The organism is Pseudomonas cremoris, assembly GCF_014230465.1.
Map to the genome: position 1 here is coordinate 552,816 of NZ_JAAXCY010000003.1, position 26,032 is coordinate 578,847.

The 26,032-nt window shown below is 59.7% G+C and carries 21 protein-coding genes; 14 read left to right on the forward strand and 7 right to left on the reverse strand.

Features of this window, described 5'->3' with window-relative positions:
• Positions 1–53: 53 nt before the first annotated feature.
• Positions 54–992, forward strand: a complete 939-nt coding sequence (locus tag HF257_RS09330) for an aspartyl/asparaginyl beta-hydroxylase domain-containing protein (RefSeq protein WP_185709390.1) — start codon at positions 54–56, stop codon at positions 990–992.
• 128 nt (positions 993–1,120) lie between these two features.
• Here HF257_RS09330 and acnA read toward each other — a convergent pair whose 3' ends face one another.
• Positions 1,121–3,862: an aconitate hydratase AcnA gene (gene acnA, locus HF257_RS09335; RefSeq protein ID WP_185709389.1), complete on the reverse strand. Its 2,742-nt coding sequence runs from the start codon at positions 3,860–3,862 to the stop codon at positions 1,121–1,123.
• A gap of 196 nt (positions 3,863–4,058) precedes the next feature.
• Between acnA and rlmM the strand changes: the two genes are divergently transcribed.
• Both rlmM and tusA read left to right on the forward strand, forming a co-directional pair.
• Complete coding sequence (rlmM, locus tag HF257_RS09340) at positions 4,059–5,135, forward strand: 23S rRNA (cytidine(2498)-2'-O)-methyltransferase RlmM (protein WP_185709388.1); 1,077 nt, start codon at positions 4,059–4,061, stop codon at positions 5,133–5,135.
• Between the two features lie 161 nt (positions 5,136–5,296).
• Positions 5,297–5,548 carry a sulfurtransferase TusA gene (gene tusA, locus HF257_RS09345; RefSeq protein ID WP_185709387.1) on the forward strand — a complete coding sequence of 84 codons (252 nt, stop codon included), beginning with the start codon at positions 5,297–5,299 and terminating at the stop codon, positions 5,546–5,548.
• Here tusA and HF257_RS09350 read toward each other — a convergent pair.
• A complete protein-coding gene (locus HF257_RS09350) occupies positions 5,545–6,939 on the reverse strand; it encodes an MATE family efflux transporter (protein WP_185709386.1) in 1,395 nt (464 codons plus the stop codon). The two genes, tusA and HF257_RS09350, sit on opposite strands and share 4 nt — an antisense overlap.
• Positions 6,940–7,072: 133 nt before the next feature.
• On the opposite strand from HF257_RS09350, the gene pdxB reads away from it, so the two are divergent.
• Complete coding sequence (gene pdxB / locus HF257_RS09355) at positions 7,073–8,215, forward strand: 4-phosphoerythronate dehydrogenase PdxB (RefSeq protein ID WP_185709385.1); 1,143 nt, start codon at positions 7,073–7,075, stop codon at positions 8,213–8,215.
• Between the two features lie 53 nt (positions 8,216–8,268).
• On the opposite strand, the gene HF257_RS09360 is transcribed toward pdxB, so the two are convergent.
• A complete protein-coding gene (locus HF257_RS09360) occupies positions 8,269–8,448 on the reverse strand; it encodes a PA1571 family protein (protein WP_185709384.1) in 180 nt (59 codons plus the stop codon).
• A gap of 251 nt (positions 8,449–8,699) precedes the next feature.
• Here HF257_RS09360 and HF257_RS09365 point away from each other — a divergent pair, with 251 nt between their 5' ends.
• Complete coding sequence (locus tag HF257_RS09365; protein WP_185709383.1) at positions 8,700–10,484, forward strand: ABC transporter transmembrane domain-containing protein; 1,785 nt, start codon at positions 8,700–8,702, stop codon at positions 10,482–10,484.
• Between the two features lie 63 nt (positions 10,485–10,547).
• Here HF257_RS09365 and HF257_RS09370 read toward each other — a convergent pair whose 3' ends face one another.
• The gene (locus tag HF257_RS09370) at positions 10,548–12,476 is read right to left on the reverse strand and encodes a transglycosylase SLT domain-containing protein (protein WP_185709382.1); all 1,929 of its coding nucleotides are present in this window, start codon (positions 12,474–12,476) and stop codon (positions 10,548–10,550) included.
• 213 nt (positions 12,477–12,689) lie between these two features.
• Between HF257_RS09370 and HF257_RS09375 the strand changes: the two genes are divergently transcribed.
• A complete protein-coding gene (locus tag HF257_RS09375) occupies positions 12,690–14,612 on the forward strand; it encodes an ATP-binding cassette domain-containing protein (protein WP_185709381.1) in 1,923 nt (640 codons plus the stop codon).
• 182 nt (positions 14,613–14,794) lie between these two features.
• On the opposite strand, the gene HF257_RS09380 is transcribed toward HF257_RS09375, so the two are convergent.
• Positions 14,795–15,235, reverse strand: a complete 441-nt coding sequence (locus HF257_RS09380) for a universal stress protein (protein WP_124528029.1) — start codon at positions 15,233–15,235, stop codon at positions 14,795–14,797.
• 105 nt (positions 15,236–15,340) lie between these two features.
• Between HF257_RS09380 and HF257_RS09385 the strand changes: the two genes are divergently transcribed.
• The 7 genes from HF257_RS09385 (at position 15,341) to HF257_RS09415 (ending at position 23,712) form a co-directional block, all read left to right on the forward strand.
• Complete coding sequence (locus HF257_RS09385) at positions 15,341–15,778, forward strand: hypothetical protein (RefSeq protein WP_185709380.1); 438 nt, start codon at positions 15,341–15,343, stop codon at positions 15,776–15,778.
• A gap of 498 nt (positions 15,779–16,276) precedes the next feature.
• Positions 16,277–18,424: a fatty acid oxidation complex subunit alpha FadB gene (fadB, locus tag HF257_RS09390; protein WP_185709379.1), complete on the forward strand. Its 2,148-nt coding sequence runs from the start codon at positions 16,277–16,279 to the stop codon at positions 18,422–18,424.
• Between the two features lie 29 nt (positions 18,425–18,453).
• Positions 18,454–19,629 carry an acetyl-CoA C-acyltransferase FadA gene (gene fadA / locus HF257_RS09395; protein ID WP_185709378.1) on the forward strand — a complete coding sequence of 392 codons (1,176 nt, stop codon included), beginning with the start codon at positions 18,454–18,456 and terminating at the stop codon, positions 19,627–19,629.
• A 97-nt stretch (positions 19,630–19,726) separates the two neighbouring features.
• A complete protein-coding gene (locus HF257_RS09400; protein ID WP_027604241.1) occupies positions 19,727–19,963 on the forward strand; it encodes a DUF1653 domain-containing protein in 237 nt (78 codons plus the stop codon).
• 114 nt (positions 19,964–20,077) lie between these two features.
• Positions 20,078–22,699 (forward strand): type I DNA topoisomerase, encoded by a 2,622-nt coding sequence (gene topA / locus HF257_RS09405; RefSeq protein ID WP_185709377.1) that lies wholly within the window; start codon positions 20,078–20,080, stop codon positions 22,697–22,699.
• A gap of 126 nt (positions 22,700–22,825) precedes the next feature.
• Positions 22,826–23,347 carry a DUF6586 family protein gene (locus tag HF257_RS09410; RefSeq protein ID WP_185709376.1) on the forward strand — a complete coding sequence of 174 codons (522 nt, stop codon included), beginning with the start codon at positions 22,826–22,828 and terminating at the stop codon, positions 23,345–23,347.
• A gap of 131 nt (positions 23,348–23,478) precedes the next feature.
• On the forward strand, positions 23,479–23,712 hold the full coding sequence (locus HF257_RS09415; RefSeq protein WP_017254451.1) for a hypothetical protein: 234 nt from the start codon (positions 23,479–23,481) through the stop codon (positions 23,710–23,712).
• Between the two features lie 161 nt (positions 23,713–23,873).
• On the opposite strand, the gene sulA is transcribed toward HF257_RS09415, so the two are convergent.
• Complete coding sequence (gene sulA, locus HF257_RS09420) at positions 23,874–24,347, reverse strand: SOS-induced cell division inhibitor SulA (protein ID WP_185709375.1); 474 nt, start codon at positions 24,345–24,347, stop codon at positions 23,874–23,876.
• Positions 24,348–24,357: 10 nt separating this feature from the next.
• Positions 24,358–24,966: a transcriptional repressor LexA gene (gene lexA, locus HF257_RS09425; RefSeq protein ID WP_003172575.1), complete on the reverse strand. Its 609-nt coding sequence runs from the start codon at positions 24,964–24,966 to the stop codon at positions 24,358–24,360.
• Between the two features lie 263 nt (positions 24,967–25,229).
• Between lexA and HF257_RS09430 the strand changes: the two genes are divergently transcribed.
• Positions 25,230–25,937 carry a TetR/AcrR family transcriptional regulator gene (locus HF257_RS09430; RefSeq protein ID WP_159959411.1) on the forward strand — a complete coding sequence of 236 codons (708 nt, stop codon included), beginning with the start codon at positions 25,230–25,232 and terminating at the stop codon, positions 25,935–25,937.
• The last annotated feature ends 95 nt before the right edge of the window (positions 25,938–26,032 follow it).

Genomic DNA, 26,032 nt, shown 5'->3' on the forward strand with positions numbered 1-26,032 from the left:
GGCCGGCTGCTATGTCTGCTGTTGGCTAGGCGCTTATTTTCAGGAGTTGCTGCATGACCTTTTCTTTGGCCGCCAAACTGTCGGTGCTGGCGTTATTTATAGGCAGCACGCTGTATGTGCACCTGCGCGGCAAGGCCCGTTTGCCGCTGTTGCGCCAGTTTGTCAACCATTCGGCGCTGTTCGCCCCGTATAACGCCTTGATGTACCTGTTTTCGGCGGTGCCGTCCAAGCCGTATCTGGATCGCAGCAAATTCCCGGAATTGGACGTGCTCAAGGACAACTGGGAAGTGATCCGCGAAGAGGCGATGCACCTGTTCGACGAGGGTTACATTCGCGCTGCCGAAAAGAACAACGACGCCGGCTTCGGTTCGTTCTTCAAGAAGGGCTGGAAGCGTTTCTACCTCAAGTGGTACGACAAACCGTTGCCATCGGCCGAGGCGCTGTGCCCGAAAACCGTGGCCCTGGTCAGCAGCATTCCCAACGTGAAAGGCGCGATGTTCGCGCTGTTGCCAGGTGGCAGCCACCTGAACCCGCACCGCGACCCTTTCGCCGGTTCCCTGCGTTATCACCTGGGGTTGTCCACGCCAAATTCCGACGACTGCCGCATCTTCGTTGACGGTCAGGTCTACGCCTGGCGCGACGGTGAAGACGTGATGTTCGACGAAACCTACGTGCATTGGGTGAAAAACGAGACCGAACAGACCCGCGTGATCCTGTTCTGCGACATCGAACGGCCGTTGAGCAATGGCCTGATGACCCGCGTCAACCGTTGGGTCAGCAAGCAGCTTGGTCGTGCGACTGCACCACAGAACCTGGATGACGAGCGTGTAGGCGGGATCAACCAGGCGTATGCCTGGAGCAAAACCTTCAGCGACAAGTTCAGTGGGGTGGTGAAGCAGTGGAAGCGTAAGCATCCCAAGGCTTACCGCATTGCGCGGCCAGTGTTGGCAGTGGTTGTGCTGGTGCTGCTGTGGAAGTGGTTGTTCGGCTAATTTGAAACACAATCAAAAAATGTGGGAGCGGGCTTGCTCGCGAAAGCGGAGTGTCAGTTGATACATACTTGACTGATCCACCGCATTCGCGAGCAAGCCCGCTCCCACATTTGGTTTTGCAGTGTTGCTTAGGAGGCGATCAACTGGCGCAGCACGTAGTGCAAGATACCGCCCGCCTTGAAGTACTCCACTTCATTCAGCGTATCGATCCGGCACAACACCTCGACCTTCTCCGTACTGCCATCCTCCCGCGTAATCACCAGTGTCAGGTTCATCCGAGGCACGATCTCGACGCCGGTCAGCCCCAGGATATCGATCTTCTCCTTGCCTGTGAGCTTGAGTGTCTTGCGGTTCTGGTCCAGCTTGAACTGCAACGGCAACACACCCATGCCCACCAGGTTGGAGCGGTGGATGCGTTCGAAACTCTCGGCGATCACCGCTTTCACTCCCAGCAAGTTGGTGCCTTTGGCCGCCCAGTCGCGGCTTGAACCCGTACCGTATTCCTGGCCCGCGATCACCACCAGCGGCGTGCCCGAGGCCTGGTATTTCATCGACGCATCGTAGATCGCCATTTTCTCGCCGGTTGGGATATACAGCGTGTTCCCGCCTTCCTCGCCGCCGAGCATTTCATTGCGGATACGGATATTGGCAAACGTGCCGCGCATCATCACTTCATGGTTACCCCGGCGTGAGCCGTAGGAGTTGAAGTCGCGTGGCTCCACGCCTTGTTCGCGCAGGTAACGTCCGGCGGGGCTGTCGGCCTTGATATTCCCGGCCGGGGAGATGTGGTCGGTGGTCACCGAATCGCCCAGCAGGGCCAGTACGTTGGCGCCCCGGACGTCTTTGATCACCGGCAAAGGCCCGGCGATATCGTCAAAGAACGGTGGGTGCTGGATGTAGGTGGAGTCCTTCTGCCACACGTAGGTCGCGGCTTGCGGCACTTCGATGGCCTGCCATTGCTCATCACCGGCAAACACCTCGGCGTATTCCTTGTGGAACATGCCGGTGCTGACCTGTGCCACGGCGTCGGCAATCTCCTGGCTGCTGGGCCAGATGTCCTTGAGGTACACCGGCTTGCCGTCCTGATCGCTACCCAGCGGCTCGCTGCTGATATCAATGCGCACGGTGCCGGCCAGCGCATAGGCCACCACCAGCGGCGGCGAGGCCAGCCAGTTGGTTTTTACCAGCGGGTGCACGCGACCTTCGAAGTTGCGGTTGCCGGACAGCACCGAAGCCACGGCGAGGTCGGCTTTCTGGATGGCCTTTTCAATCGGCTCGGGTAACGGACCGGAGTTGCCGATGCAGGTGGTGCAGCCATAACCCACCAGGTCGAAGCCGAGCTTGTCGAGGTACTGGGTGAGCCCCGCCGCCTTGTAGTAGTCGGTGACCACTTTGGAGCCAGGGGCCAGCGAGGTTTTTACCCAGGGTTTGCGCGTCAGGCCTTTTTCCACGGCTTTTTTCGCCACGAGACCGGCGGCCATCATCACGCTGGGGTTGGAAGTGTTGGTGCAGGAGGTGATCGCGGCGATCACCACGGCGCCGTTTTTCAGGCGATAGGTGTGGCCGTCGTATTCATAGTCGGTTTCGCCCACCAAATCAGCATTGCCCACAGCAACACCGCCACCGCCTTCGCTTTCCAGGCGGCCTTCTTCCTTGTTGGTGGGTTTGAACTGCAGGTCGAGGAAATCGCTGAACGCCTGGCCGACATTCGGCAATGCCACGCGGTCCTGCGGGCGCTTCGGCCCGGCGAGGCTGGCTTCGACGCTGCCCATGTCGAGTGCCAGGCTGTCGGTGAACACCGGTTCCTGGCCCGCGTTGCGCCACAAGCCCTGGGCTTTGGTGTAAGCCTCCACCAACTTCACGGTTTCTGCCGGACGACCGGACAGGCGCAGGTAGTCCAGCGTCACTTCATCCACCGGGAAAAAGCCGCAGGTGGCGCCATATTCCGGGGCCATGTTGGCGATGGTGGCGCGGTCCGCCAGGGGCAGGTCGGCCAAGCCGTCGCCGTAGAATTCGACGAACTTACCCACCACGCCTTTTTTGCGCAGCATCTGGGTCACGGTCAGCACCAGGTCGGTGGCGGTGATGCCTTCCTTCAATTTGCCGGTGAGCTTGAAGCCGATCACTTCCGGGATCAGCATCGACACTGGCTGGCCGAGCATCGCCGCTTCCGCTTCGATCCCGCCCACGCCCCAGCCGAGGACGCCGAGGCCGTTGATCATGGTGGTGTGGGAGTCGGTGCCCACCAAGGTGTCGGGGAACGCGTAGGTGCGACCGTCTTCGTCCTTGGTCCACACGGTGCGACCCAGGTATTCGAGGTTGACCTGGTGGCAGATGCCGGTGCCCGGTGGCACTACGCTAAAGTTGTCGAAGGCGCTTTGGCCCCAGCGCAGGAAGGCGTAGCGCTCGCCGTTGCGCTGCATTTCAATGTCGACGTTCTGCTCGAACGCGTCAGCGTTGCCGAACTTGTCGACCATCACTGAGTGGTCGATCACCAGGTCCACCGGCGACAGCGGGTTGATGCGCTGCGGGTCGCCACCGGCCTTGGCCACGGCGGCGCGCATGGCGGCCAGGTCGACCACGGCGGGCACGCCGGTAAAGTCCTGCATCAGCACGCGGGCGGGGCGGTATTGGATCTCGCGGTCGGACTGGCGCTCTTTGAGCCAGGCGGCAATGGCCTTGAGGTCGGCGCCGGTGACGGTCTTGTTGTCTTCCCAGCGCAGCAGGTTTTCCAGCAGCACCTTGAGGGACATTGGCAGCTTGTCCAGGTCGCCCAGGCTCTTGGCAGCTTCGGGCAGGCTGAAGTAGTGGTAGGTTTTACTGTCTATTTCAAGGGTCTTAAGGGTTCTCAGGCTATCAAGCGATGACATGACGCGACTCCTTATGGTCCGCACGGCTACGGACCTGACGGGACGAACAGAGCTATCACGTTAGCCCTGTTTTCATTAGCAGGCTAATAACTGGACTCTATGGTTAAGTCCAAGGTTCCGAACTCAGCTATCATGCGCGCGTTTTCATGACAGACATTGCGATAGCGCAACATCTGTCGAGTCACCAGGAGAGTTGATGAACACCCTTTTTATGCACTGCCGCCCGGGGTTTGAAGGCGAAGTCTGTTCCGAGATCGCGGAACACGCCGCGCGCCTGAACGTTTCTGGCTACGCCAAGGCCAAGACCGGCAGCGCCTGCGCCGAATTTGTCTGCACCGAAGAAGACGGCGCCCAGCGCCTGATGCACGGCCAGCGCTTTGCCGAGCTCATCTTCCCAAGGCAGTGGGCGCGCGGGGTTTTTATCGACCTGCCGGAAACCGACCGTATCAGCGTCATCCTTGCCCACCTGCAAGGCTTCCCGGTGTGCGGTAGCCTGTGGCTGGAGATGGTCGACACCAATGATGGCAAAGAGCTTTCAAACTTCTGCAAGAAATTCGAAGTGCACCTGCGCAAGGCGTTGTTGAACGCCGGCAAGCTGGTGGACGATCCGAGCAAGCCGCGCCTGCTGCTGACCTTCAAGAGTGGTCGCGAAGTGTTCATGGGCTTGGCCGAGTCGAACAACTCGGCGATGTGGCCGATGGGAATTCCGCGCTTGAAATTCCCGCGTGAGGCACCGAGCCGCTCGACCCTCAAGCTGGAAGAGGCCTGGCATCACTTCATCCCTCGCGACCAATGGGACGAACGCCTACATGGCGACATGACCGGCGTAGATCTCGGCGCAGCCCCCGGCGGCTGGACCTGGCAACTGGTCAACCGTGGCATGTTGGTGACCGCCATCGACAACGGACCCATGGCCGAAAGCTTGATGGACACCGGCCTGGTGCAACACTTGATGGCCGACGGTTTTACCTTCGTGCCCAAGCAGCCGGTGGACTGGATGGTGTGTGACATCGTCGAGAAACCTGCGCGCAATGCCGCACTACTGGAAACCTGGATCGGTGAAGGGCATTGCCGCGAGGCGGTGGTGAACTTGAAGTTGCCGATGAAACAGCGATATGCCGAGGTGAAGCGTTTGCTGGAGCGCATCGAGGAGGGCTTCAAGGCGCGGGGCATTCGGGTGGAAATTGGCTGCAAGCAGCTGTACCACGACCGTGAGGAAGTGACCTGCCATTTGCGACGGCTGGAAACGGCCAAGAAACCCAAGAACCGCTGAATAGTTAAAGTGACCACAAAACCCCCTGTGGGAGCGGGCTTGCTCGCGAAAGCGGCGGTTCAGTCAAGTCTCAGTGACTGGCACACCGCATTCGCGAGCAAGCCCGCTCCCACACAAGCCCGCTCCCACAGTTCGAGCGGTGCCCGTTTCAGGAGTGATGCATGAACCAGTCCCTCGATTTGCCTGTAGACGCTGTGCTCGACGCCACCGGCCTCAACTGCCCCGAGCCGGTGATGATGCTGCACCAGCACATTCGTGACCTGCCGCCAGGCGGCTTGCTCAAGGTGATCGCGACCGACCCGTCCACCCGTCGCGATATTCCCAAGTTTTGCGTCTTCCTGGACCACGAACTGGTGGATCAGCAGGAACAGGCCGGCACTTACCTGTACTGGATTCGCAAAAAGTCTGCCTAACCCAGCGCCTTGGCTGCACGGATGTAACGGCGTGCACTGCGCGCCAGGCGCACCAGCAGCATCCCCGCTGCGCAACTCAGGCCCACGATCAGCCCTTGCCACAAACCGCTTGGGCCGCTGGGTTCGCCGAACCAGTCGGTCAGCCCCAGCGCGTAACCTACCGGTAGCCCCACGCCCCAGTAGGCAAACAGCGTCAGCACCATGGTTACCCGAGTGTCCTGATAGCCCCGCAATGCACCGGCAGCCGTGACCTGGATCGAATCGGAAAACTGGAACAGCGCGGAAAACACGATCAACGTCGAGGCCAGGTGAATCACCACCGGGTCCGGGGTGTAGATCGCCGCAATCTGCTCGCGAAACACCAGCATCAGGCTGCACGACAGGCAGGCGTACGCCAACGCCGTGCCCATGCCGATCCCTGCCGCGAAGCGCGCTTCACGCGGCTCGCCACGGCCCAGGGCCTGGCCCACGCGTACAGTGACGGCCATGCTTAGGGAGTAGGGAATCATGAACACCAGGGAGCTGACGTTCAGGGCGATCTGATGCCCCGACACCACCGTGGCCCCCAGGCTGCCGATCAGCAGGGCGATCACCGCGAAGATGCTCGACTCGGCAAAGATCGCGATGCCAATGGGCAGGCCGATGCTCAACACGCGCTTGATCACCGCCCATTGCGGCCAGTCGAAACGCTTGAACAGTTCGCTGCTCTGGTAAGCCGGGCCAAAACGCGTCCAGCCGGCCAGGCCGAGCATCATCACCCACATCGCAATGGCCGTGGCCCAGCCACAGCCGACGCCGCCCATGGCCGGCACGCCCAGGTGGCCATAGATGAAGATGTAGTTCAGCGGAATATTCAGCGCCAGGCCACACAGGCCCATGACCATGCTCGGCCGGGTGCGGCCCAGGCCATCACTGAAGCAGCGCAACACGTAATAGAAGGCGATGGCCGGCATGCCGGCGGCGATCCCGTGCAGGTAGCCCATGGAGGGCTTGATCAAGTCGGCCTCAACCTTCATCGCGTGCAAAATAGGCTCGGCGCACAACAGCGACAAGGCGGCTGTGATCCCCACCACCAAGGCCAGCCACAGTGACTGACGCACCAACGGCCCGATCTCACTGAACTGGCCGGCGCCGAAACGCTGGGCGACTTTTGGCGTCGTTGCCAACAACGTGCCGGTCATCAGCAGATACACCGGAATCCAGATCGAATTGCCCAGGCCCACCGCCGCCAGATCCTGCGGGCTGACTCGCCCGGCCATCACCGCGTCGACAAAGCTCATGGCAGTGGTGGCCAGTTGGCCGATCATGATCGGCAGGGCGAGTGTCAGCAGGTCGCGCACTTCCCGGCTGATGCGGGCAGGGCGGGTGAGGAGGGCGGCGGCAGTGTTCACGTACGGGTGTCCAGGAATAAGGGGGAAGCGCAAGGACGGCGGATTCTACGCCTTGACACACTGGTCAGGAAAAAACCTGTGTTAGCGATTTGTAAGCGCCCTGTACACTGCGGGTCCGCCAAAGGAGCCTGCCATGCTGATTGTTGCCGACGAAAATATTCCGCTGCTCGACGCCTTCTTCGAAGGGTTTGGCGAGATTCGCCGCGTGCCCGGCCGTTCCATCGACCGTGCCACCGTCGAGCAGGCCGATGTCTTGCTGGTGCGCTCGGTGACCAACGTCAACCGTGCCTTGTTGGAGGGCACCCCGGTGCGTTTTGTCGGCACCTGCACCATTGGCACCGATCACCTGGACCTCGATTATTTCAAGCAGGCCGGTATCCAGTGGTCCAGCGCACCAGGCTGCAATGCCCGTGGCGTCGTGGACTACGTGTTGGGCAGCCTGCAGACCCTGGCCGAAATCGAAGGGGCCGACCTCAATCAACGTACCTACGGCGTAGTGGGTGCTGGTGAAGTGGGCGGGCGACTGGTCAAGGTACTCAAGGGCCTGGGCTGGAACGTGCTGGTCTGCGACCCGCCGCGGCAGATCGCCGAGGACGGTGATTACGTCAGCCTGGAACAGATCATCGAGCAGTGTGATGTGATCAGCCTGCACACGCCGCTGACCAAGTCCGGCAACGGCTCTACCTGGCACTTGTTCGACCGCCAGCGCCTCAACCAGCTCAAGCCTGGTACTTGGCTGATCAATGCCAGCCGTGGCGCGGTGGTGGATAACGCGGCCCTGCGCGAAGTGCTACTGGAGCGCGAGGACCTGCAAGCCGTGTTGGATGTCTGGGAAGGCGAGCCGCAAGTGGACGTCGATCTCGCCGACCTATGCGTGCTGGCCACGCCGCATATCGCCGGCTACAGCCTGGAAGGCCGCCAGCGCGGTACGGCGCAGATCTATCAGGCGTTCTGTGCGCACCTGGGCCAGGCGCCAAGTATTCAGTTGAGTGAGCTGCTGCCGCCGTCGTGGCTGGCCGAGGTGCACTTGAACGCTGAGACTGATCCGGCTTGGGCGTTGGCAACCCTGTGCCGCAGCGTGTACGACCCGCGTCGGGACGATGCGGATTTCCGTCGTAGCCTTGTAGGTACAGTGGAAGAGCAACGTAAAGCCTTTGACCTGCTGCGCAAGCATTACCCCGCGCGCCGCGAGATTGATGGCTTGAAGGTGCGCATCAACGGGGGATCAGCGGCGCTGTCGCAGATCGTCTCGGCGCTGGGTGCCAACGCCCTTTAAACGCCCATAAAAAACCCGGCCACCAGGGCCGGGTTTGAAAGAGCGTGGGCGCTTCAGCCTTGCTGTGCAGGCTTGACCAGTCGCTGTTCCAGCTCGCGGCACGCTTGCTGGATCATGTCCTCAGTGATAGGCACTTCACGGCCTTGAGCGTCGATAATCGAGCAACCCAGGTGTGCCTGACGTTCTTTGCGGACGACTTCTACTTTGTCAGTGCTGCTAGTGTGCAAGGTCATGGCCTGTCTCCTCATCAGGTTGTGTACCTACTCTAATACCCCCGCGTGACTGAGCTGTTACAACTCCATACACGATCAGCGGTTCGAATACTCAGTCCACCAGAAACCGATACAAATTTCCAGCCAGGCATTAGACCGATAGCCTCTAGGCATCAGCATCGGCGGGCATAATTAACCTGACTCATTGCCATTACGAAAGTTGTTATTTAGCGAAGTTCCCCCCATGTAGGTGTACAGGTTCCTCATCGGTGATGCCCTCCATGTTCTCAGTCCGTCAACGCCGTGCCATTCGCCTGGCCAGCCGTTTTATTGCGCCCTACCGCTGGCAGGCGCTCGGCGCCTTGTTGGCGCTTATCGTGACCGCAGGCATCACCTTGTCCATGGGGCAGGGTATTCGCTTGCTGGTGGACCAGGGCTTCATGACCCAGTCGCCGCACCTGCTCAACCAGTCCATCGGTTTGTTCATGTTGTTGGTGCTGGGCTTGGCCGTGGGCACGTTTGCGCGGTTCTACCTGGTGTCGTGGATCGGCGAGCGCGTCGTGGCCGATATCCGCCGACAAGTATTCAACCACCTGATCTACCTGCACCCTGGTTTCTACGAGAACAACCGCAGCTCGGAAATCCAGTCGCGGCTGACCACCGACACCACCTTGCTGCAATCGGTAATTGGCTCCTCGCTGTCATTGTTCCTGCGCAATGCCTTGATGGTGCTGGGCGGTATCGTGCTGCTATTTGTCACTAACCCCAAGCTCACCAGCATCGTGGTGGTGGCGCTGCCGTTGGTGCTGGCGCCGATCCTGATCTTCGGTCGGCGTGTACGCAGTTTGTCGCGCCAGAGCCAGGACCGGATTGCCGATGTGGGCAGCTACGTGTCCGAGACTCTCGGCCAGATCAAGACGGTGCAGGCCTACAACCATCAGGTGCAGGATGAGCAGCGCTTCGCCGTGACCGTGGAAGAGGCGTTCACCACTGCGCGTAAACGCATCGTCCAGCGTGCCTGGCTGATTACCCTGGTAATCATGCTGGTGCTGGGTGCCGTGGGCGTGATGTTGTGGGTCGGCGGCATGGACGTGATCGGCGGGCGCATTTCCGGCGGTGAGCTGGCGGCATTTGTGTTCTACAGCCTGATCGTCGGCAGCGCCGTCGGCACCTTGAGCGAAGTGCTGGGTGAGTTGCAGCGTGCCGCCGGCGCCGCCGAGCGCATCGGTGAATTGTTGCAGTCGAGCAACGAGATCAAGGCGCCCGCTGACGGCACCGTTCAATTGCCCGAGCGGGCCAGCGGTCGCATGGAACTGCAAGATGTGCGTTTTTCCTACCCGTCACGGCCCTACAGCTACGCCATCGATGGCTTGAACCTGACCATCAATCCCGGCGAAACCCTGGCGCTGGTCGGCCCTTCCGGTGCCGGCAAGTCGACGATCTTCGACCTGTTGCTACGTTTTTATGACCCACAACAAGGCCGCATCCTACTCGAAGGCCACCCGCTGACCGAGCTCGACCCCATGGACCTGCGGCGTCACTTTGCCCTGGTATCCCAGAGCCCCGCGCTCTTCTTCGGCAGCGTCGAAGAAAATATCCGCTACGGCAACCCGACAGCCACCACGGAGCAGGTCGAGGCCGCTGCACGCATCGCCCACGCCCACGACTTCATCCTGCAGATGCCCAACGGCTACCAGACCCACCTCGGCGACGGTGGCATGGGCCTTTCCGGCGGCCAGCGCCAACGCCTGGCTATCGCCCGCGCGTTGCTAGTGGATGCGCCGATATTGTTGCTGGACGAGGCCACCAGCGCCCTGGATGCCCAGAGCGAACACCTGATCCAGCAAGCGCTGCCGCAATTGATGCAGGGCCGCACCACGCTGGTGATCGCCCATCGTTTGGCGACGGTGAAGAATGCAGACCGCATTGCGGTGATGGACCAGGGCAAGCTGGTGGCGGTGGGCACGCATCAGCAACTGATTGCGAGCAATCCGTTGTATGCGCGGTTGGCGGCGTTGCAGTTCAATGATGGGGTGGAGGAACGCGTTTCGCACTGAGTCATCGTCCATAAAAAATGCCCGCATTTTTCAATGCGGGCATTTTCATTGCTGCGTCACGCCTTACTGATCATCAAAATAGCGCTCATGCCAATCCACCAGCGGCTGTGGCGAATTGAGCTTCTGCCCGTAGATCACCGAATAAGACAGCACGTTCTGCACGTACTGACGGGTTTCGTCGAATGGGATGCTTTCCACCCACACGTCGAAACTCAGGTGATCGGCACCGCGCAGCCATTGGCGCACGCGACCAGGGCCGGCGTTATAGGCGGCGGAGGCAAGCACGCGGTTACCGTTGAACTGGCTGTGTACCTGGCTCAGGTACGCGGCGCCGAGCTGGATGTTTTTGTCCGGGTCCAGCACCTGGGCCGGGGAGGCCAGGGGGATGCTGAACTTGCGCGCGGTTTCCTTGGCGGTGCCAGGCATCAACTGCATCAAGCCGCTGGCGCCGACGCCGGAGCGGGCGTCATCCATGAAGGCGCTTTCCTGGCGAGTAATGGCAAACACCCAGCTTGAGTGCAGGCCACGTACCTTGGCTTCACGCACCAGTGTGTCGCGGTGGGCCATTGGGAAGCGGATATCCAGGTCATCCCAATACTGCGCCTGGCTGATGGTGCGAATAGCCGGGAAGTACCACTTCATGTCATAGGCCAGCTTGGCCTGGGCAACCATTTCATCGCGGTTGAAATGACGGCTGACGTGGTACCACTCGCGGCGGCCATCGACGATCTGGCCACGGGCGTAGAACTCCAGGGCACGGCGCACGCCCGGCGTGTTGCGCACCTTGTTCATCAGTGCCTGGCTCATCACCAGCGGTCGGTTGGTCAGTTGGTACGGTGACTTGGAGCGATCAGCGGCGAGGAACCCGTAGAAGTCGCGTTCCTTGGCCACGTTTTTGTAAAGCACCAAGGCCTGTGGGTTTTTCGGTTCGGCCAGTTCCAGGCTGCGGGCCTGCCAGTAACGCCAGCGGTTGGTGGTCGCCAAGTCCTGTGGGAGCTTGCGGGTGAGCTGGTAGGCATCTTCCCAACGCGCCAGGCGCAAGAGCAAGCGCAGGCGCCATTCGGACACGGTGTTGTCACGCAGCTCCGGGTCGTACTTGGTCATCACGTCCAAGGCCCGCGGGTCATAGCGACGGGCCAGGGTCAGGCCGATTTCCCGGGCGATCGACACTTTTTCGTCACGGGAGAAGTGCATGCTGCTGGCGTAGCCGTCGAGCAGGGCCATGGCCTTGTCCGGGTCTTGGCGTGCCAGGCGGCGTAGGCCCAGGCCCACGGCGTCAGACATGGCTTCGTTGGCCGGCAAGAAGCGCGACGGGTCGCCGAGCATGTCGGGCTTTTGCGCCACGTCCACCATCAGGCGGCCTTGAGCGCCGAGGGTGGGCAGGGTTTTCACCAGGCTGTTGGCCAGCGCGTAGTTGCGCGCTTCGGCGGCGAGCTTGGCGCGGTCCCAGATCTTCTGTTCGGTGAGCTGGCCGTCGGCGGCCCACTGGCCAAAGGTGGCATCGCAGGCGGACGGCTGCGATTTACCGGTAAGCCACAGCTTCTCGGTGGTCTTGTAGCCTTCGGCTTTCAGATTATGGGTGAGCTGGTATTGGCCATGCAGGCAGTCCAGTTCTACGAAATTGAGCTTGGGGTCGTAGTACTTTTCAAAGGTCTGCCAATCGCCACGGTCGGCGAGCCAGCGCAACCAGCGCAATTTCATCCAGTTGGCTTGGGGCAGGTCACCGTTTTTGGCGAGGAATTGTTCGATCTCCTCGTTGCTCGCGGTTTTCAGGCGCGCGGTCAGCTCGTCGTAGGCCAGGTACGGCGTCAGCGGATAATCGGCCAGGGCCTGGCTGTATTGCATGTACGGTCCGCTATCGCCTTTGGCCAGGGCGCGTTTGGTTTCATCGTAATACTGGCGTTGGGTGGTGAGGTCCACGGCCTGGGCGGATTGAACGGCGGTGGCGGAAAGAAGCAGACAAGATAAAAAGTTGAAAAGGCGGCTGCGCATGAGACGTCCGTGCAGAGAAATCACGAATAGCGTCGGCACTGCCGACACTGATTGCTCCTAGCTTAGCCTTTTGCCCAACACCTACGAAAGCTTTGCCGGCCGGTTCGTTCAGGTTCGGCGCAAATGTCCTACAGAACGTGTCGGCAGCGAAAATGCCAGCCGCATCCCACCCTCAACTCAGGTAGAATGCGCGCCCAGTTTTTGGAGAAGCGTATGACCCTGCTCAAATTCAGCGATGTGTCCCTTGCTTTCGGCGCTATGCCGTTGTTGGACAAGGTGTCCTGGCAGATCGCCCGTGGTGAGCGGGTGTGCATCATCGGCCGCAACGGCACCGGCAAGTCCAGCATGATGAAGCTGGTTAAAGGCGACCAGAAGCCCGATGACGGCTCTGTTTGGCGCGCACCAGGCCTCAAGATTGGCGAATTGCCGCAAGAATTGCCGGTGGCCGACGGACGGACAGTATTCGACGTGGTTGCCGAAGGCCTTGATGGCGTGGGCGCCTTGCTCGCCGAGTACCATCACCTGGCGCAGAACTGCGTTACCGAGGAAGACCTGGACAAGCTGATGCACGTCCAGCAAGACCTCGAAGCCCGTGACGGCTGGCGCTTGCAGCAACTGGTCGACAGCACCCTGAGCCGCCTGCAACTGCCAGCCGACAAGACCCTCGCCGAGTTGTCCGGCGGCTGGCGTCGTCGTGTGCTGCTGGCCCAGGCGCTGGTATCCGAGCCGGACCTGCTGCTGCTCGACGAGCCTACCAACCACCTGGATATCGGCGCCATTGCCTGGCTTGAAGAAGCCCTCAAGGATTTCCAGGGCGCCGTGCTGTTCATCACGCACGACCGTTCTTTCCTGCAGAACCTGGCCACGCGCATCCTTGAACTGGACCGTGGCGGCCTGATCGACTGGAATGGCGACTACGCCAGCTTCCTGGTGCACAAGGAAGCCACGCTGGCAGCCGAAGAAACCGCCAACGCACTGTTCGACAAGAAGCTGGCCCAGGAAGAAGTCTGGATTCGCCAGGGCATCAAGGCACGGCGTACCCGTAACGAAGGCCGCGTGCGTGCCCTGAAGGCCCTGCGCGTTGAGCGCAGCGAGCGTCGTGAGCGCACCGGCAAGGCCAATATCCAGTTGGACACCGCCGACAAGTCGGGCAAGCAAGTGATGGTGCTGGAGAACGTCAGCTTCCATCACCCGGAAGGCCCGTTCCTGATCAAGGACTTCTCGATGGTCTTGCAGCGCGGCGACCGTATCGGCCTGCTCGGCGCCAACGGTACCGGAAAGACCACTTTGCTCAAGCTGATGCTCAACGGTTTGCAACCGACCAGCGGCACAGTGGAAGAGGGCACACGCATCGACGTGGCCTACTTCGACCAGTTGCGGCACCAGTTGGACCTGGAAAAAACCGTGATCGACAACGTCGCTGAAGGCCGCGACTTTATCGATATCGACGGCCAGAGCCGCCACGTGCTTAGCTACCTGGGCGACTTCCTGTTCAGCCCGCAACGTGCGCGTACCCCGGTGAAAGCCTTGTCCGGTGGCGAGCGGGCGCGCCTGCTGTTGGCCAAGTTGTTCAGTAAGCCAGCCAACTTGCTGGTGCTCGACGAGCCGACCAACGACCTGGACGTAGAAACCCTCGAGCTGCTGGAAGAGGTCCTGTTGACCTTCAATGGCACCGTATTGATGGTGAGCCACGACCGGGCATTCCTCGACAACGTAGTGACCAGCACCCTGGTCTTCGAGGGTGAAGGCAAGGTACGCGAGTACGTCGGTGGTTATCAGGACTGGCTGCGCCAGGGCGGCTCGCCGCGCTTGCTGGGCGTGACCGAGAGCAAGTCTGGCAAGGCCGACTTGAACTCGGCGGTGGTGGCACCGGTGGCCGTTGCTGCTGCGCCTGCCCCGGAAGCTGCACCTGCAGGCAAGAAAAAGCTCAGCTACAAGCTGCAGCGTGAGCTGGAAGCCTTGCCGGGTGACATCGACGCCAAGGAGCAACAGATTGCCGCAGTTGAAGCGGAAATGGCTGACGGCGGGTTTTACCTGCGGCCTGCGGCAGAAACCGCCAAGGTCATTGCTTCTCTGGAGACGTTGAATCAGGAATTGGAAGTGCTGGTGGAGCGTTGGGCTGAGCTGGATGCTTGATTGATCCATAGCTAATAAAAAGCCCGGCGTTCATCTGCATGAACGCCGGGCTTTTCGTATGCAATGCGATCCAAATGTGGGAGCGGGCTTGCTCGCGAATGCGGTTTGTCAGTTGATACATTTGGCGACTGACACACCGCATTCGCGAGCAAGCCCGCTCCCACATTCGATCTGCGTTGGTCTTAAGGTGCTTTGACCAGCTTAACCGCCAGCACATCACACGGCGCACCGTGCAGCACATCATTGGCGGTAGAGCCCAGCAACAATGCCAAACCGTGACGGCCATGGCTGCCGACCACGATCAGGTCGCAAGCCTTTTCCTTGGCCAGATGGTGGATTTCCTGGCGCGGTTGGCCGTAGGTCAGGTGGCAGTCTTCCTTTTTCAAATGCGGGTATTTGAGAATCAAACGATCAAGGCGCTCCTTGGCCTGGTCGAATTGTTGTTGCTGCAACTGGGAAAGGTCCATCGGCACGTCACCCCCAAAGGCCATGGCCATGGGCTCGACGATATGCACCAGCGATAATATGGCGCCATTGGCCAATGCAGATTCCTGCGCGCGCTTGATCACCGGATCGCACTCTTCGGTCAGATCGACGGCGACCAGAATATGTTGGTAGGGCATGAGGCGTTCCTCCAGGGGACTGCAATAAATTCAGTATGGCTGCTTTCAAGCGGATGGGGTTGCGTCAGATCAAATCCGCTCATCTAGAAATTCGGGAGTACACATATGACGGTCTGGATAGTGGTGTCAATCCTTGTGGTGGTGCTGAGCCCTCTGGCATGGCTGCGCCCGTCGCGTCATCAGAGCGGGCGCATGGCCCTGCGCATGGAGGCGCGCCGCATCGGCCTGGCCATGCAGTTGGCGCCTCAGGAGTGGCCGCACTGGCTTAAACAAGAGCCGCCAAGCCCGTGTGCGCAATACTGTCGACCACGGCGCGGCAGCGTGCCGGCTATCTGGAGTTACTGGCAGTTGGAGCGTGGGGTTTGGGTCAATCAGTGGCGTGAGGTGTGCGTTGATGAGAAGTTGTTGCCGCATTTTGCGACGCTGCCGGACAACGTCTACAAGGTCGAAGCTGACAAGCAGATGATTGCCCTCTATTGGGGCGAGAAGGGCGAAGCGAGTGATTTGCAAGTCATCGACAACTTGCTCAAGGCCTTGGCTTAAGCCCAACCTTGTAGAAACAGCAGGCAATAAAAAGCCCGACATCATCATCGGGCTGGAGTTGGCCAGGCAGGCCGGTAAATCTGTGTTTCCCGCGTCGGATGTTCATCCAGGCGCTTTGTGGTTGCGGCTAGCCTAGTCGGATATCACGCTCTGTACAGTCTTTTCCCACAAACTTTAGATTATTGATTTCGTGAATATTTGAATATTGATGAAGTGCGGGCTTAGGGTCGGGGTTCTGAAATGACTGGAAAGTCGCGTTTTTCCTAGTCTTTTTGAGCGATTGACAATTGCCCTGAATTGGATGAAGGTGGCATACCCAAATCAAACGGGCGTATGAATTGAGCGTTTGTCTGTCAGACCACTCATACATAATCCCGACTATCGCATTGGCGGGTGTGCCTGGCGGATGGGCGTGAACATTGACCAAATCATCAATGTCCAACCATAGGCCAGCGTCCAATGTGTACTGTTCAGCTTCCATATCGTGGAGATCAGTTGATGATTTACGAAGGTAAAGCCATCACGGTTAAGGCTCTTGAAAGTGGCATCGTCGAACTGAAATTCGACCTCAAGGGTGAGTCCGTCAACAAGTTCAACCGTCTAACCCTGAATGAATTGCGTCAGGCCGTAGACACCATCAAAGCAGATGCTTCGGTCAAGGGCGTGATCGTCTCCAGCGGCAAGGACGTGTTTATCGTCGGCGCTGACATCACCGAATTCGTCGACAACTTCAAGCTGCCCGATGCCGAGCTGGTGGCTGGCAACCTCGAAGCCAACAAAATTTTCAGCGATTTCGAAGACCTCAACGTTCCCACCGTTGCCGCAATCAACGGCATCGCGTTGGGCGGTGGCCTCGAAATGTGCTTGGCGGCAGACTTCCGTGTCATGTCCGCGACCGCAAAAATCGGCCTGCCTGAAGTCAAACTGGGCATCTACCCAGGTTTTGGCGGCACCGTACGCCTGCCGCGTCTGATCGGGGCCGACAACGCCATCGAGTGGATTGCCGCCGGTAAGGAAAACAAAGCTGAAGACGCACTGAAAGTCGGTGCCGTCGACGCTGTAGTTGCGCCGGACAAACTGGCCGAAGCGGCTCTGAGCCTGATCAAAGGCGCCATCAGCGGCGAATTTGACTACAAGGCCAAGCGTCAGCCAAAGCTGGAAAAACTCAAGCTCAACGCTATCGAACAAATGATGTCGTTCGAAACCGCAAAAGGTTTCGTGGCAGGCCAAGCCGGCCCGAACTACCCGGCACCGGTCGAAGCGATCAAGACCATCCAGAAGGCTGCGAACTTCGGTCGCGACAAAGCCCTGGAAGTGGAAGCGGCTGGTTTCGTCAAATTGGCGAAAACCTCCGCTGCCCAGAGCCTGATCGGCCTGTTCCTGAACGACCAGGAGCTGAAGAAAAAGGCCAAGGCCTACGACGAAATCGCCCGCGACGTGAAACAGGCTGCCGTCCTCGGCGCCGGAATCATGGGTGGCGGTATTGCCTATCAGTCGGCGTCCAAAGGCACGCCGATCCTGATGAAGGACATCAACGAGCACGGCATCGAGCAAGGCCTGGCGGAAGCCGCCAAGCTGCTGGTGGGTCGCGTGGATAAAGGTCGCATGACCGCCGCGAAGATGGCTGAAGTCCTCAACGGCATCCGCCCTACGCTGTCCTACGGCGATTTCGGCCACGTCGACCTGGTGGTCGAAGCGGTTGTCGAGAACCCGAAGGTCAAGCAAGCCGTATTGGCTGAAGTGGAAGCCCAGGTCAAAGACGACACCATCCTGGCGTCCAACACCTCGACTATTTCCATCTCACTGCTGGCCAAGGCCCTCAAGCGTCCGGAAAATTTCGTCGGCATGCACTTCTTCAACCCGGTGCACATGATGCCGCTGGTAGAAGTGATCCGTGGCGAGAAGTCCAGCGAGCAAGCGGTTGCGACCACCGTTGCCTACGCCAAGAAAATGGGCAAGAACCCTATCGTGGTCAATGACTGCCCGGGCTTCCTGGTCAACCGCGTGCTGTTCCCGTACTTCGGCGGTTTCGCCAAGCTGGTCAGCGCCGGTGTGGACTTCGTGCGCATCGACAAAATCATGGAAAAATTCGGCTGGCCAATGGGCCCGGCGTACCTGATGGACGTGGTCGGCATCGACACCGGCCACCACGGTCGCGACGTCATGGCCGAAGGTTTCCCGGACCGTATGAAAGACGACCGCCGCTCGGCGATCGACGCGCTTTACGAAGCCAAGCGCCTGGGCCAGAAGAACGGCAAGGGCTTCTACGCCTACGAGGCCGACAAGAAGGGCAAGCAGAAGAAAGTGGCCGATCCTTCGGTGCACGAAGTACTCGCGCCGGTCATCTACGAGCAGCGTGAGGTGTCAGACGAAGACATCATCAACTGGATGATGATCGCCCTGTGCCTGGAAACCGTGCGTTGCCTTGAAGACGGCATCGTTGAAACCGCCGCCGAAGCTGATATGGGCCTGGTGTACGGTATCGGTTTCCCTCCATTCCGTGGTGGTGCACTGCGTTACATCGATTCGATCGGTGTGGCCGAGTTCGTTGCCCTGGCTGATCAATACGCTGATTTGGGCCCGCTGTACCACCCGACCGCGAAGCTGCGTGAAATGGCCAAGAATGGCCAGAGCTTCTTCGGTTAAGTGCCCAGACGACTAGAGCGAGAATATTTATGAGCTTGAATCCAAGAGACGTCGTGATTGTCGACTTCGGTCGTACTCCGATGGGCCGCTCCAAGGGCGGCATGCACCGCAACACCCGTGCCGAAGATATGTCGGCGCACCTGATCAGCAAGCTGCTGGAGCGTAACGTCAAGGTCGATCCGAACGAAGTCGAAGACGTGATCTGGGGCTGCGTCAACCAGACCCTGGAACAGGGCTGGAACATCGCACGCATGGCTTCCTTGATGACCCAGATCCCGCACACCGCTGCCGGCCAGACCGTCAGCCGCCTGTGTGGTTCGTCGATGAGCGCGCTGCACACTGCCGCCCAGGCGATCATGACCGGCAACGGTGATGTGTTCGTGGTCGGTGGCGTGGAGCACATGGGCCACGTCAGCATGATGCACGGTGTCGACCCTAACCCGCACATGTCGCTGTACGCGGCGAAAGCCTCGGGCATGATGGGCCTGACTGCGGAAATGCTCGGCAAGATGCACGGTATCACTCGTGAAGCCCAGGACGCGTTCGGCCTGCGCTCCCACCAGCTCGCCCACAAGGCGACCCTGGAAGGCAAGTTCAAGGATGAGATCATCCCGATGAACGGCTACGACGAGAACGGTTTCCTGAAACTGTTCGACTACGACGAAACCATTCGTCCGGACACCACCCTGGAAAGCTTGGCGGCCTTGAAGCCGGCGTTCAATCCAAAGGGTGGCACCGTGACAGCGGGCACTTCGTCGCAAATCACCGACGGTGCCTCGTGCATGATCGTGATGTCGGCGCAGCGTGCCCAAGACCTGGGTATCCAGCCGCTGGCCGTGATCCGTTCGATGGCAGTGGCGGGTGTGGACCCGGCGATCATGGGCTATGGTCCAGTACCGGCCACACAAAAAGCCTTGAAGCGCGCAGGCCTGACCATCTCCGACATCGACTTCTTCGAGCTCAACGAAGCTTTCGCCGCACAGGCCCTGCCAGTGCTGAAAGATCTGAAAGTGCTCGACAAGATGAACGAGAAGGTTAACCTGCACGGCGGTGCGATTGCCCTGGGCCACCCATTTGGTTGCTCCGGTGCACGTATCTCCGGTACTTTGCTTAATGTGATGAAGCAAAATGGCGGCAACCTCGGGGTTGCAACCATGTGCATTGGCCTCGGCCAAGGCATTTCCACCGTCTTCGAACGCGTCTAAGCGTTCCGTTGACGGAAGCCGGGGCCCAGTGCCCCGGTTTTTGTTTTTTGGCAGTTTTGTATTTTTTTTTTAACAAATTTTGTAAGAGGGCCAGAGCATGAAAGTCGAACCAGGGCTCTACCAGCATTATAAAGGTCCGCAGTACCGTGTTTTCAGTGTGGCGCGACACTCCGAGACCGAAGAAGAAGTGGTGTTCTACCAAGCACTGTATGGCGATTACGGCTTTTGGGTACGCCCATTGAGCATGTTCCTGGAGACCGTCGAAGTTGACGGCGAGCAAGTCCCGCGCTTTGCTTTGGTCCAGGTCGAACCCAGTCTTTTTTCAGGGCAATAACGGCAGGTCGCGCAGAATGCTGCGCTTGACCTCACCTTGTTGCCACTATATATAGCGTTGCCGCGACAGGCGCCAACTGCCTTTCTCTTCTCGAATTCAGGAATTTTCCGATCCATGGGCAAATCGCTGGTCATTGTGGAATCCCCGGCTAAGGCCAAGACCATCAACAAGTACTTGGGCAACGAGTACGTGGTGAAGTCGAGTATCGGCCATATCCGAGACCTGCCCACCAGCGGTTCGGCTAGCGCCAGCAAGGAGCCTGCTGCCAAGCGCGGCAAGGCGGCTGCGAGCGAAGGTCCGGTGCTCAGCCCTAAAGAGAAAGCGCGCAAGCAGCTGGTCTCGCGCATGGGTGTGGACCCGGATCATGGCTGGAAGGCCAAGTACGAAATCCTTCCTGGCAAGGAAAAGGTCATCGAAGAGCTGCGCCGGCTCGCCAAGGATGCCGACACCATCTATCTCGCAACGGACTTGGACCGCGAAGGGGAAGCCATTGCCTGGCACCTGCGGGAAGCCATCGGCGGTGACGACAGCCGCTACAAGCGTGTGGTGTTCAACGAAATCACCAAAAAAGCCATCCAGGAAGCCTTCTCCAAGCCGGGCGAGCTGGACATCGATCGCGTTAACGCCCAACAGGCACGTCGCTTCCTCGACCGCGTGGTGGGCTACATGGTTTCGCCGCTGCTGTGGGCGAAGATCGCCCGTGGCCTGTCCGCTGGCCGTGTGCAGTCGGTTGCTGTGAAGCTGGTGGTGGAGCGTGAGCGTGAGATCCGCGCGTTCATCCCTGAAGAATATTGGGAAGTCCACGCTGACCTCGGCACTGCCAAGGGCGCCAACGTGCGCTTTGAAGTGGCCCGCGAGAAAGGCGAGGCCTTCAAGCCGCTGAACGAAGCCCAGGCCATGGCCGCGCTGGAGAAACTCAAGTCTTCCAGCTACAGCATCGTCAAGCGCGAAGACAAGCCTACCAGCAGCAAGCCATCGGCTCCGTTCATCACGTCCACCCTGCAACAGGCTGCGAGTAACCGTCTGGGCTTTGGCGTGAAGAAGACCATGATGATGGCGCAGCGTCTGTACGAAGCGGGCTACATCACCTATATGCGTACCGACTCCACCAACCTGTCGGTGGACGCGGTAGCGATGGCGCGTACTTATATTGAAGGCGAATTCGGCAAGAAGTACCTGCCGGAAAAACCGAACGTCTACAGCAGCAAGGAAGGCGCCCAGGAGGCTCACGAAGCGATTCGTCCTTCCGACGCCAACACCACGCCTGCCAAGCTGAGCGGCATGGAGCGCGACGCTGAGCGCCTCTACGAGCTGATCTGGCGCCAATTCCTGGCCTGCCAGATGCTGCCGGCGCAATACCTGTCCACCACGGTCACCGTGGCGGCGTCCGACTTCGAGTTGCGTGCCAAGGGCCGTATCCTCAAGTTCGACGGCTACACCCGCGTCATGCCGCAAATCGCCAAGCCTGGCGATGATGACGTGCTGCCGGATATGGCCCAGGGCGACACGCTGAAGCTGATCAAGCTCGACCCATCCCAACACTTCACCAAGCCGCCGGCGCGTTATTCGGAGGCCAGCTTGGTGAAAGAGATGGAAAAACGCGGTATCGGTCGTCCTTCGACCTATGCGGCGATCATCTCCACTATTCAGGACCGCGGTTACGTTGCGTTGCACAACCGTCGTTTCTACTCGGAAAAAATGGGCGACATCGTCACTGAGCGTCTGTCCGAGAGCTTCTCCAACCTGATGGACTACGGCTTCACTGCCGGCATGGAAGAGAACCTCGATGACGTGGCCCAGGGCGAGCGTGACTGGAAAAACGTGCTGGACGAGTTCTACGGCGACTTCAAGAAGAAGCTCGAAGTAGCGGAAAGCCCAGAGAACGGCATGCGCGCCAATCAGCCGGTGATGACCGACATTCCGTGCCAGACCTGTGGCCGGCCGATGCAGATCCGTACTGCATCCACCGGTGTGTTCCTCGGTTGCTCGGGCTACAGCCTGCCGCCGAAAGAGCGTTGCAAGGCGACCGTCAACCTGGTTCCGGGCGATGAAATCGCGGCCGATGACGAGGGTGAATCCGAGTCGCTGGTATTGCGTGGCAAGCATCGCTGCCCAATTTGCAGCACGGCGATGGATGCCTACCTGCTGGATGAGAAGCACAAGCTGCACATCTGCGGTAACAACCCGGATTGCAACGGTTACGAGATCGAAGAGGGCACCTACCGCATCAAGGGCTACGAAGGTCCGAGCCTGGAGTGCGACAAGTGCGGTAGCGAGATGCAGCTCAAGACTGGCCGTTTCGGCAAGTTCTTCGGTTGCACCAACCCAACCTGCAAGAACACCCGCAAGCTGCTCAAAAGCGGCGATGCGGCGCCGCCGAAGATGGACCCGGTGAAGATGCCGGAGCTCAAGTGCGAGAAGGTCAACGACACCTACATCCTGCGTGATGGCGCTTCGGGGCTGTTCCTGGCTGCCAGCCAGTTCCCGAAAAACCGCGAGACCCGCGCACCGCTGGTGTTGGAGATCGTGCCGCACAAGGATGAGATCGATCCGAAGTACCACTTCTTGTGTGAAGCGCCAAAGAAGGATCCGGATGGTCGCCCAGCCGTGATCCGCTACAGCCGCAAGACCAAGGAGCAGTACGTGCAGACCGAAGTGGACGGCAAGCCTACCGGCTGGAAAGCGTTCTACGACGGTGGCAAGTGGAAGGTCGAGGATAAGCGTCAGGGCGCTTGATCGACTGATCTGCCAAATACAAAGGCCGCCTGCACAGGCGGCCTTTTTTGCGCTTGCAGTGCGCTCGGCTGATCCGTGACACTGTTAAGCCAGCATCATGCTTCTTTCGTTGTGGAGACTGCCGTTATGGCCAACGAACTCTATACCCGTACCAATCAGAAAATTTACTTCGCGGGTTTGTCCCTGGAAGCCCTTGGCCGTGCCGAGGAAGGGAAGGAGATGAACGCTGTCGCGCTGGTCCAGGCGGGGCGTGAAGCGGCGTTGTTCCACCTGTACGGCGCTTTGTTGGGCCTGTGCCATGAAATCGCCGGGTTCTATCGCTTGCCCCAGGCGGGCTCACCCCGTGCAGAAATGATCATGAATCGGGAAGTGCTGGAGACCATGGCCATTCCTGAGCTGGCGGAGTTGGTAGAAATGGCCCAAAGCCCAGACAGTTGGGTTGCGCGTTTGCTCAAGGCTCATGCCGACATGTTCCAGCCGCCACGCGTGCCTCATGTGCCCAAGGGCGATGTGACCCAGCCATTGATCGTCGCGGTGGCGCTGGAAGAGGATGAGCCAAAGCCGTTGAGCCGTGAGGAACTCGAAGGCTGGCGCCAAGAGCTGAAAAAGATGGCGTTGCGCTTTCGCGAAGGGTTGAACGAGTGCTGATGAACCCCCATTGATAAGGGTACACAGCACAAAGCACCGTTCATCAAGCTGTCAAGAAACCTCTTCAGATCCTCAGCGATGCCGGGTGGATGACTGATATAATCCCGGCCTTTCGTGGAGAACAGATTGTTATGCCAACGTCCTTTCTGGAAATTGTTGAATTGCCTGACGGCCGAATCGAGCTGCGCCGGGCTGAGGACGAGGGTTCTCTGGTTATTCTGGATTTTTCCGAGGACGCCAAAGCGTTCCTGCAAGGTCAGCACGTGGAAGTGGCCAAGGCCATGTTGAGCGTGGGTGTGCAGATGGCAGGCCGGTTGGCGGAAGGCGAGCCGGAGAAGGAAGATGGGCCGCGGGTGCTTCACTGAGTAGCCGATTGAGTCCTGTAGTGAGCGGGCTTGCCCCGCGCTGGGCTGCGAAGCGGCCCCAGAACCAAACGCCGCGTAATAACTGATATACCGCAATAACTTATTTTAGGGCCGCTTCGCAGCCCAGCGCGGGGCAAGCCCGCTCACCACAACAAGCCTGCTCAGCCCAATCGAATATTCAAGCTCTGAGCATCGCCCGTACGCGCGGCGCTGATCAGTTGCTGTTTTGCGCTCGCATTCAACGGATTCAACCAGCTCACCACTGTATGACTACGCCCCAATCGCAAGGCTTCGCAGGTCAATTGCTGGGCACTTTGCGCGCCACGCGGTTGCAGCAACAGGATACGCTCGCGGTTCAGACCGGCGTCCCGCAGCCAGGCCTGGGTCAGGCTGGCGGGCGGGGCGATCAGTGTCAGCCAGCGAGCATCCTGCTCTTCGCTGAGTTCGCGAAGGATCGGCGCCAGCAGGCTCAGGCAGCTGCCAGCAGCACCGCGCAACGACAATTCACTGAACGCCTCAGGCTCGGCGCTCCAGGGCGCTTCGACCGTTTTCTTGAGGATGGGCGCGAGAGGTTGGGCCATAAAGGCCTCGAACAGCGACAGTTGTGTATGTTGTGGGGTGTGCACGAGCTGCATGATGCCTCCTTTAGCGGCGAATGACGCCGACGCTCAAGCCTTCGATCACCAGGTCCTGATCTTTCAGGTTCACTTCAATCGGGGCGAACTCAGGGTTCTCGGCCAGTAGCCAGACCTTGCTGCCTTCGCGCTTGAAGCGTTTGACGGTGACTTCATCACCGATACGGGCGACGACGATCTGGCCATTACGGGCTTCGCGGGTGGTGTGGACGGCCAGCAGGTCGCCATCGAAGATGCCCACGTCCTTCATGCTCATGCCGTGGACCCGCAACAGGTAATCGGCTCGAGGATGGAAGAAGGTCGGGTTGATGTTGCAGGACTCCTCGACGTGCTGCTGCGCCAGGATCGGCGCACCGGCGGCGACGCGACCGATGATGGGCAGTGTCGACTCGTCGGCCTTGGCTTCGAAGCCAGGGATGCGAATACCGCGTGAAGCACCCGGGGTCATCTCGATTGCGCCTTTGCGCGCGAGGGCCTTGAGGTGTTCTTCGGCGGCGTTGGGGGACTTGAACCCCAATTCCAGCGCAATTTCCGCTCGGGTCGGCGGGTAGCCGTTGTCATCGAGGCAGCGCTTGATAAAAGCCAGAATCTCAGCTTGGCGTGGCGTCAGTTTTAGCATGTTGATCGCTCTGTCTTTTTATACAGTGACTGGGATTATATACAGTGAACTGCGCTTGGCAATCATCCTTTTCCTTGCGGCCGCTGGACGGTCATTCGTCATCCTTCCTACAAGTGAGGGATAGCGCTGCCTACAGGCCTGGACGAATGTGATTAAATAGCGATGAAATACATGACTGCCCGGCCGGAATGCGAACCCGCAGGGTTGACAAGACACACCCTGAAACGTATGTTTCAAACAAGTGTTTGTCAGGCGGAGTAGCCATGGCCCAGTCGGAAACCGTTGAACGCATTCTCGATGCTGCCGAGCAATTGTTCGCGGAAAAAGGATTTGCTGAAACTTCATTGCGGCTGATTACCAGCAAGGCCGGGGTGAACCTGGCGGCAGTGAACTATCATTTCGGCTCGAAAAAGGCCCTGATCCAGGCGGTGTTCTCACGCTTCCTGGGGCCGTTCTGCGCCAGTCTCGACCGTGAACTGGAACGTCGCCAGGCCAAGGCCGACAGCAAGCCAACCCTGGAAGACCTGCTGGAAATGCTGGTGGAACAGGCGCTGGTGGTGCAGCCGCGCAGTGGCAACGACCTGTCGATCTTCATGCGCCTGCTGGGCCTGGCGTTCAGCCAGAGCCAGGGTCACCTGCGGCGCTACCTGGAAGACATGTATGGCAAGGTGTTCCGCCGCTACATGCTGCTGGTCAACGAAGCCGCTCCGCGTATTCCGCCTATCGAACTGTTCTGGCGCGTGCACTTCATGCTCGGCGCTGCGGCGTTCAGCATGTCCGGGATCAAGGCCTTGCGGGCCATCGCAGAAACCGATTTTGGCGTGAACACTTCTATCGAGCAGGTAATGCGCCTGATGGTGCCGTTTCTCGCCGCTGGCATGCGTGCCGAAACCGGCGTGACCGACCCTGCCATGGCCGCCGCCCAGCTGCGTCCCCGCAGCAAAACAGCTCCGGCTGTCGCCAAGGTCTGACCTTTGCGGGTGTGCGCGGCCGCTTGCATCCGCTAAGCTAGCCGCCCATGCCGATTTCAGTTATTTACTCGCAACCTGTTGTGCTCACTGCGCGA